At 64.3% G+C, this 12,797-nt stretch carries 1 protein-coding gene and 1 pseudogene; one reads left to right on the forward strand and one right to left on the reverse strand.

What is annotated here, in order from left to right:
• Window positions 1-175 precede the first annotated feature (175 nt).
• Entirely contained in the window at window positions 176-11,110 is a 10,935-nt protein-coding gene (locus VGM61_RS17870; RefSeq protein ID WP_331524254.1) for an autotransporter-associated beta strand repeat-containing protein, read from the forward strand.
• A 53-nt stretch (window positions 11,111-11,163) separates the two neighbouring features.
• Here VGM61_RS17870 and VGM61_RS17875 read toward each other — a convergent pair.
• Window positions 11,164-12,792: pseudogene (locus VGM61_RS17875) on the reverse strand (alkaline phosphatase D family protein); the annotation flags it as partial.
• Window positions 12,793-12,797: the final 5 nt, after the last annotated feature.

The following is a 12,797-nucleotide window of genomic DNA, read 5'->3' on the forward strand; positions in this document are numbered from 1 at the left end:
AGAGACGCCATGCCGAACGAAAGGAGACGTCACGCCGATTCCCCCGGCCGTTGGTTGCATACCCTTTCGCCTGTCTTTCTTGTAGGACGCCGCGGGCAGGCACCGGGTATCGGTTTGCGCCTGTCAGCGGCTATTTGGCCGGAGAACCCCCTTCGGCCCTCGACAGGGGAAATTGATGAACCGCGTATTTCGCATCGTCTGGTCCAGGGCGCTGAACACATGGATGGTGGCTTCCGAACTCGCCGGGAAGCACGGCAAGGGACGCGGGCGCGCTGCGGCGCGGGCGGTCGACGAGCGATCATCATCGGCGCGCAGGTCACACGGCACATGGACGCTTCGCGTTGGCGTGTTGATGGGACTGGCCTCGCTCTATGCCGCGCCGGCGCTTTCCGCCGACCGGTACTGGGACGTCAACGGTGGATCGGCCGGTAACGGTGGTACCGGTACGTGGGATACCACCTCTGCGCTCTTCAACAGCGCCAGCGACGGCGTTGCCGGGCCGTTCGTGACCTGGAACAACGCGGCTTTCGATAATGCCGTTTTCACCGGGACCGCAGGCACGGTCACGCTGGGCGCGCCGATCACGGCGCAGAACCTGACATTCAACCTAACCGGGTTCGCGCTCAATGGCGGAACGCTTACCCTGGCGGGCACGACTCCGACCATTTCCACGGGCAATGGCGTCGCAGCCACCATTAACTCGGTGATCGCTGGCAACGTCGGACTAACCAAGAGCGGTGCCGGCGGGCTGACGCTCAACGGTACGAACACGTTCACCGGCGATGTCAACCTGACGGCGGGTACGATGGTTGTCGCCACTGACGCCTCCCTGGGAGCTGCAGGCAACAACGTGGTGATGGCCACGGGAACCGCCCTGACCGCCACCGGCGCATTGGCGGCGACCCGCAATATCACCATCACAGGCGTTGTGGTCGCGCGTGGTGTGGGTGTCGGTTCGGCGCGCTTTACTGGCACGGGTGGTCTCGATCTTGCCAGCGGTGTGACCCTGAGCAATGACGCCAGCGACTACACCGGTGCGACGACTTTCTACACCGGTGGTACCTACAACTTCACGTCGGTGGGCAATCTCGGTGAGGCCAGTTCACTGGGTGCGCCTACCACGGAGGCGAACGGCACGATCCTGGTGGTGGCCGGCGGTGGTCTGGGCGGCACCTTGGTTTACCGTGGCGACGGCGACAGTTCCAACCGCGATTGGCAGTTCAACAATACGTCCAGTGGCGGCAACCAGCTGGCGAACTTTGGGACCGGGGCCCTGATTCTCAGCGGAGGCATCGTTGCCGGCGGGGGGACGCAAGGGATGAACTTCAATGCGAGCTCTGCCGATATGCAGTTGCTCGGCGTGATCAGTTCTGCTGGTTCCACTCGCCAGGTCGTGTACACCGGTGGCGCAGGACACACCATCACACTCGGCGGATCGAACACCTATCTCGGCGGCTCGGGCATTACCAACATCACCGTCGTTGCCCCGGTCCTGGCGGTCGCTGGCACCAACAGCTCGTTCGGTACCGGCACGGCGGGTGGCATCTCGCTGAGCAATGGCACACTGAGTTATATCGGCGGCCTGACCAGCACGGATCGTGCATTCTCGGTCACAGGTGCCAGCGTGATCGACAACGATGGCACCGGTGCGCTTTCTCTTTCAGGCACCGCCACGACGGCTGCTGCCGCCAGCGTGCTGACACTCGGTGGCAGTTTTGCCGGGCCCAACGTGCTGTCGGGCATCGTTTCCGGGCCTGGTAGCGTGACCATGAATGGCGCGGGCAGTTGGGAGCTTGACGGCAACAACACCTATACCGGTACCACTACCGTGCAGAGCGGTACGTTGATCGCCGGTTCCGACCAGGCCCTCGGCACGACCAAGGCGGTGGTCGTCAATGGCGGTACGCTCGATCTCAACAGCCAGGACATTACGGCGCCCTCGCTAGCCGGTACCGGTGGCAGCGTGGACCTGGGCAGCGGCACGCTCACGCTCAAATCCACCTCCGGCAGCACGGCGTACGCCGGCGCCATCGTCGGCACGGGCGGATTGACCAAGCTCGGCGCGGGTACGCAAACGCTGACCGGCGCCAGCACTTACAGCGGCGACACCACCATCGGTGGCGGCACGCTGGCACTGAACTTCGCAGCGGCCGGCGCACCGACGAGCAATATCATCGGCAGCGCTTCCGCGCTCAACCTCAACGGCGGCGCGCTGACCATCACGGGCGGTGCAGCAGCCGATAGCCAAAGCTTCAACGGCCTGAACGTCACTGCTGGCAGCAACCGCATCAATGCGACGGCGGCCAGCGGCCACACCTTGAACGTTGGGCTTGGGGGGATCAATCGAAGCGGTGGCCTTGTCGATTTCGGTTTCAACACCGGCAGTACCATCACCACCACGCACGCCGACGGCGCGCTTGGTGGCTGGGCGACCGTCAATGGTACCGACTACGCGCAGGTGACCGGCGGGGTGATCACCGCGTTCACCGCCTATGCGGACAAGGACGACGCCAGCACCTGGGTGAACGGTGACATCGTCAGCGACGAAGGCGGAGCGACCAACACGGGATACTTCGGAACGGTGGCCGGCAATGTCGCGCTCGGAGGGCTCAAATACACCGCCCTGGCGAATTCCATCGTGAGTATCGGAGCTGCAAATTCGCTCAGTGTGGATGGCAGCATTATCATCACCCCGACCGTAGCGGGCGCCGGCCAAACCATCCAGGGCGGATCGATTACCGGCGGCTCGGGCGGCAGCCCGCTGGGCGTGCTGCAGAACAGCGGCGGTAATTTCCATATCACTTCAACTATCGTCGATAACGGCGGTGCCACCAGTTTCGTCTCGGGGGGATCAGGCACCGGAGCCGTTTCGTTGAACGGCACCAATACCTATACCGGCGGCACCACGGTGAGCGGCGGTACGCTCAATATCAGCAGCGTCGCCAACGGCGGCGCGGCGAGCGCGATCGGTGCGTCATCGGCCGACCCGTCCAATCTGGTGATCGAGAACGGCTCGCTGCATTACATCGGTGCCACCGCCTCCACGGATCGCGGCTTCACACTGGTCAATGGCGGCCCATCGCGCGCGGTCCAGGTCGATGGAACCACGGTGCTCTCGTTCAGCGGCCAGGTGACCAGCCCGGACGATGCCGGCTTCATCAAGAGCGGCACGGGTACGCTGGCGTTAACCAACGCCGGCAATGATTTCGTGGGACCGGTGACGGTCAGCGGGGGCCTGCTGTCCGTGGCCACGCTAGCCGATGGTGGACAGGCAAGCAGCCTTGGCGCCGCGACCAGCGATTCGAGCAGCCTTGCGTTGCAGTCCGGAGGCGGCCTGGAATATACCGGCGGAACGGTGGATATCGACCGCGGCTTCACGCTGGGCGGCGGTCCCGGCCATGTGGCCGTCGATCAAGCTGGCACGACATTGACGGTTGACGGTACCGTGGTCGGCAGCGGCTCCCTGGTCAAGGACGGTGCGGGCACCCTCGTGCTTACCGGCACCAACACGTACACGGGTGGCAATACGGTCAACGCTGGCACGCTGCGTGCGGGATCAAGCCAGGCGTTCGGTGGGCTCGCGACCGGTGCGGGTGCCGGCCAGTTGACGGTCAATGCCGGCGCGACCGCGGACCTCAACGGCTTTGCGGTCTGGGTCACCGGGCTCAATGGCGCGGGCAACCTCACCCTCGGCAATACCGGCGTGCTGCAGTTGCGGGGCACCGGCACATTCACCGGCAGCATCAGCGGCGCGGGCTCAGTGAGCGCGTTTTCCGGCACGTCGCAAACGTTCAGCGGCTGCAACAATAGTTATACCGGCGCGACCAACATCTTCTCCTCCATGATCATCACGGACTGCCTGGCCAATGGCGGTCAGAACAGTGGCATTGGTGCTTCCACCGCCGACCCGACGAACCTGACGTTCGGCGGCGGTGTTCTTTCCTATACCGGTGCGACGGTCAGCATCGACCGTGGCATGCAGTTGTCGGCAAACGGGGCGCTCAATATCACCAATGCGGCCACGACGCTCACCGACAGCGGCTTGATCCAGGGTCCCGGTGTTCTCATCAAGCAGGGCGACGGCACGCTGGTCTTGACCCACGCCAACAACACCTATTCGGGGGGTACGCGGGTCAGCGGCGGCATCTTGCGTGCGGGCGCCAGCCAGTTGTTTGGCACGGGCAATTTCCAGATGGACGATACCGCCGGTGCGCTGCTGGACCTGAACGGGTTCGACAATACGATACGTTTACTGACCGGTGGTGGTACGACCGGCGGTAACGTGCAATTGAGTGGTGCGACCCTGTCCTTCAACGCCGCCAGCACGGGCACTGCCGACTACGCTGGCGCGATCCTGGGGACGGGCGCCATTGTGAAGGGCGGCGCCTATAAGCAGATCTTCAGTGGTTGCAACAGCAGCTACATCGGTACCACCACGGTCAACGCCGGCACCCTTGGCGTCGAATGCCTGGACAACGGTGGCAGCGCCAGTTCCATGGGCAGCTCCAGCGCCGCCGCCGGCAACCTCGTGCTTAATGGTGGCACGTTCCAGTATCTGGGCACGGGCGATTCAACCGATCGTCTATTCACACTCGGACCATCCGCCACCAGCGCGCTCGATGCATCCGGTACTGGCGCGGTGCAGTTCACCAACACCGGTGCGATCGCGTTCAGCACGCCCAACACGGCCCAGGCGGTCACGCTCACCGGCACCAGCGCCGACAACAACAGCCTTTCAGCGCAGATCACAGACAATGGCACCGGCAAGACATCGCTCAGCAAGACCGGTGTCGGCACCTGGATTCTTCGCAATGCCGCGAGTAATTACACCGGCGTCACCGCGATCTCCGGCGGCGTGCTTGGTGTCGATCACCTGACCGATGGCGGACAGGCCAGCAGCATCGGCTCGTCGTCGAATGCCGCCGCCAACCTGTTGATCGGCAATGGCGCGACCTTACGCTACACCGGTACGGGCGACACCACCGATCGCCTGTTCACGCTTTCGCTGGGTACCAGCGTGATCGAATCATCGGGCACCGGCGCGATCGATTTCGCCAATACCGGTTCGGCCGCGTACACCGGCAGCGGCAATCGCACGCTGGGACTTGGCGGCACGAACACCGGCAACAACACCATGGGAGGTACCATCATCGATGGCCCTGGCGGCATCACCACGCTGGCCAAGAATGATGCGGGTACCTGGTTGCTGACCGGGACTAACACCTACACGGGTAATACCGTGGTCAATGACGGCTTGTTGCAGTTGGGTAATGGCGGCAACAGTGGCTCGATCGCCAGTGGCACGGTGATCGTGGATACCGCCGGCACGCTGGGTTTCGATCGTTCAGACACCATGACGCTCAACGGCGTCATTTCCGGCGCGGGCAAGGTGCAGCAATCGGGTACCGGTTCCACCATTCTCACCGCCACCGAAACCTATACCGGCGGCACCACGATCAATGCAGGCACACTGCAGCTGGGCAATGGCAGCGCAAATGGCTCCATCGTGGGCAACGTGTCGGACAACGGCACGCTGGCGTTCGACCGTTCGGACGTCTATACGTTTGGCGGTTTGATCTCTGGCACGGGAGGCGTGACACAGAGTGGCAGCGGCACCACCGTGCTCACCGGCAACAACACGTACAACGGCGCGACGACCGTGAACGCGGGCACCTTGCTGATCGACGGCGACCAATCCGGCGCCGTCCTCGGTACGTTGGTGGCGAGCGGCGCGACGCTGGGCGGTACCGGCACTATCAGCGGCAACGTGCGGGTGAACAACGGCGGCATATTCAGCCCGGGCGATACGGACGCGGCAGGCACGCTCACCCTCAATGGCAACCTGGCGGCGGCTCCCACTTCCGTCTTCAACTATCAGTTCGGACAGCCCAACGTAGTGGGCGGCGCGCTCAACGATCTCACCGTGGTGCACGGCAACCTTGATCTGAACGGCACACTCAATGTGTCGGCCACGCCGGGCGGCAGTTTTGGTCCGGGCCTGTATCGCATCATCAGCTACGACGGCGCGCTCTCCGGCAGCGGCCTCACCTTGGGTGCCACGCCGGCCGGCACGTATCAGGTGCAGACGTCCGTCGCGAACCAGGTGAACCTGCTCAACAGCAGCGGGCTCACGCTCAACTTCTGGGATGGCCCGAACGGGCACGCCAACAACACCATTGATGGTGGCACCGGCGTCTGGCAGAACAGCGCGGGCAACGACAACTGGGCCGACCAGACTGGCCAACTCAACGCGCCCTATACCGACGGCGAGTTCGCCGTCTTCATGGGTGCACCGGGCACGGTGACGGTGGACAACACCCTTGGTGCCGTGACCAGTTCCGGCATGCAGTTTGCGGTGGACGGCTATACCGTCACGGGTACCGGGGCCGGGATCACCCTCGCCGCCGGGCAGGATGTGATCCGCGTCGGCGATGGCACCGCCGATGGCGCGAACATGACGGCGACCATCACCGCTTCGCTCAATGGTGCCGGCAGTCTGGTGAAGGAGGATCTCGGCACGCTGATTCTTCGGAGCGGCATTAACATCTACACCGGCGGCACGGCGATCAATGGCGGCGTGCTGCAGGCATCGAGTAATACGAGCCTGGGCAATACCACAGGCACGCTCAGCTTCGACGGTGGCACGCTGCGGACTGGCGGGGGGAATTTCGTCACGGCGCGCAGCATCACCCTCAACCAGGGTGGCGGCACGATCGATACGCCGGTCATCATGATTGCCAGCGGAGCCATCAGTGGCGCCGGTGCGCTCACCAAGATCGGTACGGGGTCGCTGCTTCTCTCAGGCGCCAACACCTATGCCGGTGGTACGTTCATCAACGGCGGCATCGTCTCCGTCAACAACGACAGTAATCTCGGCGACGCAGCCGGTGCGGTGTCGCTGAATGGCGGTACGTTGAAAAACACGGGCGCGCTTACTTCGGCCCGAGATATGACGCTCGGTAGCGGCGGCGGCACCTTCGATACCACGGTTGATGCGACGCTGACCGGAACGATTACCGGCGCCGGTGCGTTGAACAAGATCGACAGCGCCGCGCTGGTGCTTGCCGGGGACAACACCTACAGCGGCGGCACCACCATCACCGGCGGCGTACTGCAGCTAGGCAACGGCGGCACCACCGGTTCGATCGTCGGCAATGTCGTCAACAACGGCACGCTGGTCTTGGATCGTTCCGACAGCCTCGCCCTCGCAGGCGTCGTTTCCGGCGTCGGCGCGGTGGAGCAGCAGGGCAGCGGCACCACGGTGCTGAGCGGTGTCAACACCTACACTGGCCCGACCGCGGTGCGCGCCGGTAGCCTGTTCATCAATGGCGACCAGACGGCAGCGACGGGTGCGACCTCGGTCGACAGCGGCGGGACGCTCGGCGGCAAGGGCAGCATCGGCGGCGACGTCACCATTGCCGACGGCGGTACGCTCAGCCCGGGCGACGTGGGCAGCGCTCCAGGTACGCTGACCGTGAAGGGAAGCATGGCCCTGAGCGATGCGTCCAACCTCAATATCAACCTCGGGCAGGCCAATGTGGTCGGCGGCCCGCTCAACGACCTGGTGAAGGTAAGCGGCGACCTGACGCTCGACGGCACGCTCAATGTCTCGGTGCCGCCGGGTGGCAGCTTCGACCCGGGCATCTACCGGATCATCGGGTACGGCGGTGCGCTCACCGACAACGGGTTGAACATTGGTTCGGTGCCGTCACCGGACTATTTCCTGCAGACCTCGATTGCCCAGCAGGTGAACCTGGTCAATACCAACGGCTTGTCGGTGAACTTCTGGGACGGCAATGGTGCGCGTGGTGATGGCCAGGTGCAAGGTGGCGACGGTTTGTGGCAGAACGCCACGGGCAATGACAATTGGACGCTCGTTGACGGCAGCGTCAATGCCTCCTATCAGGACAGCACGTTTGCGATCTTTGCCGGTGCCGCTGGCCGGGTGACCGTCGATGCCAGCCTGGGTGACATCAACAGCTCCGGCATGCAGTTCGCCACCGACGGTTATCGCGTCGAGGGCGATGCCATCGCGCTAACTGGGTCCGCTCCGGTCATCCGTGTGGGCGATGGCACGACGGACGGCGCGGGCATGACGGCCACGATAGCCTCGGTGCTCACCGGCAGCAGCGGCATGACCAAGTCGGACCTTGGCACCTTGGTGCTGGCCGGCGACAACACCTATACCGGCGGGACGACCATCACCGATGGCACGTTGCAGCTTGGCGAGGGCGGCACGACTGGCTCGATACTCGGTGACGTGATCAATAACGGCACGCTGGCCTTCAACCATTCCGATGACCATGCGTTCGATGGTCAGGTCTCAGGCGTGGGCGGCGTAACGCAGCTCGGCAGCGGCACGACCACGCTCACCGCCGGCAACAGCTATACCGGTGCCACAACGGTGCAGGGAGGCACCTTGCTCATCAATGGCGACCAGTCCGCAGCTACCGGTGCCACCAACGTACTGAACGGCGGCACGCTCGGTGGTACCGGAACGATCGGCGGCAATGTCACGGTCGCCGACGGCGGTACGCTCAGCCCGGGCGCTTCGGCGGGCACGCTCACCATCAACGGTAACCTCGCCCTGGGCGCCAACGCGGCGCTCGCATATCAGCTGGGCCAGGCTGGCACGGTAGGCGGGGCGCTCAACGACCTCACCGTGGTACACGGCAACCTCACGCTGGACGGTACCCTCAACGTGTCGACCTCGCCGGGCGGCAGCTTCGGCGCGGGCGTGTATCGCCTCTTCAGCTACGACGGCAGCCTTATCGACAACGGCCTGGCCCTGGGTACGCTACCCAGCACCGATGTCTTCGTGCAGACCTCGCTGGCCAACCAGGTGAACCTGGTGAACACGCAGGGCCTGACGCTCAGCTTCTGGGACGGTCCGGGCCATGCGAACGACGGTACCATCACGGGCGGCAACGGCACGTGGCGCCTGGCCGACAACGACTACTGGACCGACATCGCCGGTTCGCTCAATGCACCCTATACGAACGGTGCCCTGGCCGTATTCGGTGGTACCGGCGGCACGGTGACGGTGGACAACACGAACGGGCAGGTCAGTGCCTCGGGCATGCAGTTCGAGACCGACGGCTACCACCTTACCGGTGGCGACATCCAGCTGACGGGCGGCGCTTCCACCATCCGCGTGGGCGACGGCACCGCAGCCAGCGCAGGCATGACGGCCACGGTCGACTCGGCCCTCACCGGCGCCGGCATGCTGGTCAAGGACGACCTGGGCACCCTCGTGCTCAACGGCGCCAACACCTATGTCGGCGGTACCACGGTGCACGCCGGTACGCTGCAGGTGGCGAACGACGGCAACCTGGGCCAGTCATTGGGCAGTCTCTCCATCGACGACGCCACGCTGCACACCACGAGCAGCTTCCAGAGTGGTCGCACAGTGGGGCTGGGCGGCGCGGCGACCATCGATACCGACACTGGCACGACGCTTGAGTTGACCCGCGGTATGGATGGTACGGGTAGCCTCACCAAGGCCGGCGCAGGCACCCTGGTGCTGGGCGGCGCATCGAGCTACAGCGGCGCCACCACCGTGAGCGGAGGAACCCTGACCGCGGCGGTAGACAGCGCCTTCAACGCCTCGTCCGCTTTCACGGTGCAGCAGGCCGCCACGCTGGACCTGGGCGGCCATGCGCAGCACATCGCTTCGCTCGCCAACGCCGGCACGGTGAATTTCGGCACCGCGCCCGGCACCACGCTGACCGTGCAGGGCGATTACACCGGCCAGGGCGGCACGCTGAACTTCAACAGTGCGCTGGGGGGTGATTCGTCGGCCACGGATCAGTTGGTCGTGGCGGGCAACACCTCGGGCACGGCCACGGTGCAGGTCACCAACGTCGGCGGCACCGGTGCCGCGACCACGCAGGGCATCAGGCTGATCGATGTACAGGGCGCATCCAATGGCGCCTTCGCGCTGAAGGGCGACTATGTGTTCCAGGGCGATCAGGCGGTGGTTGCCGGTGCTTATGCCTATCGTCTCTACAAGGGTACGGATGCCAATCCGAACGACGGCGACTGGTACCTTCGCTCGGCGCTGACCAATCCGCAGGGCAATCCGGGTAACCCGGGAGATCCTGGCGATCCAGGTACCGGGGGCAATAATCCGCCGCCGCTGTATCAGCCGGGTGTGCCGCTGTACGAGGCCTATGCGGGCATCCTGCAGCAGGCAAATACGCTCGACACGCTGTTCCAGCGCACCGGCGACCGTCAGTGGGCCGGTACGCAGGCTGCCGATGGCATGAAGCCGGGCGAGGGTGTGTGGGTACGTGTGCAGGGCGGCAACCAGACCGTGAAGCCCGAAACCACCACCAGCGGCACCCACTACGACGTATCCAGTGGCAGCTCAGAAGTGGGCATCGATTCAACGCTCGCCAACGCAGACGGCGGCAAGCTGGTCGGCAGCGCCTCGCTGCAATTCGGCCACGACAGCTCCGATGTGCATTCGGCTTATGGCGACGGCCGCATCAACACCCATACCTATGGCGTGGGAGCGGCTTTGACCTGGTACGCCGACAACGGTTTCTACGCCGATGGCCAGGCACGCTTGTTGCGCCTGAAGTCCGACCTGCACTCCACCACGCTTGGGCAAATCCTTGGCGACGACAACAAAGCCAACGGCTACGCCGCAGGTGTGGAAGTGGGCCAACGCGTGTCCCTGGGCGACGCGTGGTCCATCGTGCCGCAGGCCCAGGTAACGTGGGGCAACACGTCGTTCGATAGTTTCAACGATGCGTTCGGCGCGCGCGTGTCCCAGCAGACCGGCACTGCCGCCACCGCCCGTGCAGGCACCACCATCGACTACCGGAGCACCCACCAGGGCGCCTCTGGCCCGGTCGTGACACACGTGTACGCTATCGCCAACGTCTACGATCATTTCAAGGACGGGGCGACCGTGAACGTGGCCGGCACCGACTTCACCACGCGCAACGAACGGTGGTGGGGCGGGGCAGGCGTGGGTGGCGCGCTCGACTGGGCAGGCGGACGTTATTCGGTATACGGAGAAGTGCAGGCGCAGACGGGGCTATCGCATTACGGTGATTCGCACGCGGTCAATGGCACGCTAGGTTTCCGTATGCGTTGGTAACCGCTTCTGAAAGGATGAGCCCTTCCTTGGGGAAGGGCTCAAGTTGGCTGCATTCACACCGAAAACGGAGCATCGCCTTCCAGCATCTTCTGCTCCATCTTCGGTCGCTCGCCTTTTTTCCATACCGGCGTGCGATGCGCCACGCGATAGCGAAGCGGTCCGCCATCCTCGCCGGTGGCACGTTCGATAGGCCGCTGGATGCAGACGAATTCCGTTTCGAGCGCTTCTGGGCTGGCCTTCACCACGGCATAGCCATGGCCACCCATGTCGACAAAGGCGACATGGGGCGCGTTGTCCGGATTCGATACCGCCCGCGCCTTGGCCATGTCGGCGCTCTTCGCATACTCAAGGCAACTGCGGACACCGTGGTGCAACAACATGTTCACGGCCGGCCCTGGCTTGGCCGTGCCAGCATTGTCGGCAAGGAATAACGGGCGCAGGGGATGTTCCCTGGCAAAGTTGTGCTCCATGGCCTCGACCATTCCCGGCGCTGAGATCGATCCGACCACGAAGGCCACGCCGACGGGCTCGAACTTGTGCGGTGGTAAAGCCTTGGCGGCCAGGCCTGCCCAGAAGCTATGCCTGTCACCGGCAACCGTGGCGAAACCCGTGATGCCTTCGCGTTCGACGAAATCATAGATCTCGGCCCGTTCCACGTAGGCACTGCTATGGTCGCCACCGCCGAAACCGGCGTAGCCAGCGCCAGGCCAGGGTTTGGTAAGGCCGGTCGGCAGATTCTGCGGATCAGCGCGCATGTCCAGCGTGGCCGTGGTGTTGCCCCATATCTTCCAGGTGGCCTTCGATGCCTTCAGCTGCTGCATGAACCACGCCTGCTGGGTGGCGCCCAGGATCACCTTGCGCGGTTTGTCGCGCATGAAGTTGGGAAGATCCTGGTCGCCCCAACGGATCGTCGCCGGCGGCTTATCCTGGTTATAGCTGCGCCCGGCATCGAGGATCTCCTGAGCTTCCTGGGGCACAAACTCGGGAAATTCCTTGGCCGTGAAAGCATCCGCCTCGGCGCGGTCGAGCGGATCCTCAGAGCGATAGCTGCGCTGATCGGTGATGATCACGTCCACGTTGCTGCCCCAACGCAGGGTGCGATAACCGGTAAGGCTGGCAAGCGCGGCCAGGTTGTTCGATTCCTGGCCCATCCCGGCATCGTCGAAGTGCTCGATCGGTGTATCCACCACGTGCGGCGGGTTGAATTGATCGTGCGAGCCGCTCGGCGTCTTGATCCGCGCCGGATGTACTTCGAACCAGGCCTGGTTGGCTGCCACCTTGCGTGTCTGGCGGGCATGGGTCTTGCCGTCAAAGCGCTGCTGGCTCTGCCATCCCTGCCAGCTGAATTCGTGGTTGTCCCACATGGCCACGAACGGGAAACGTGCCCGCGCGTCCTGGATATCCGGATCGTGAAGGTAGGCGTGGTAGATGGCCCGATAATCGTCCACCGTGGTGGGGATATGGAAATCAGCGATCTTCTCGCCGTGTGCATAACGGACGATGTCCCGAATGCGTCGGTCGTACATGCCCTTGGTCCGGTCCTCCGGATACCAGACGATCTCGTAGATGAAATCGCCCAGGTGCAGTACGAAGCCTAGGCGATCCTCTGGCGCGGCGCGCTCGTCTTCGAAGATCATGCGACGGTAGGCGTTCTGCGCGCCGAAGTTGGCGTTCTGGCAGGAGACAA

The sequence above is a fragment of the Pinirhizobacter sp. genome, from assembly GCF_036499745.1.
Classification (GTDB): Bacteria; Pseudomonadota; Gammaproteobacteria; order Xanthomonadales; family Rhodanobacteraceae; genus Pinirhizobacter.

Bases quoted from the DNA above. Each gene is read 5' to 3' on its own strand.
- VGM61_RS17870 (WP_331524254.1), top strand. From the start codon at position 176: ATGAACCGCGTATTTCGCATCGTCTGGTCCAGGGCGCTGAACACATGG.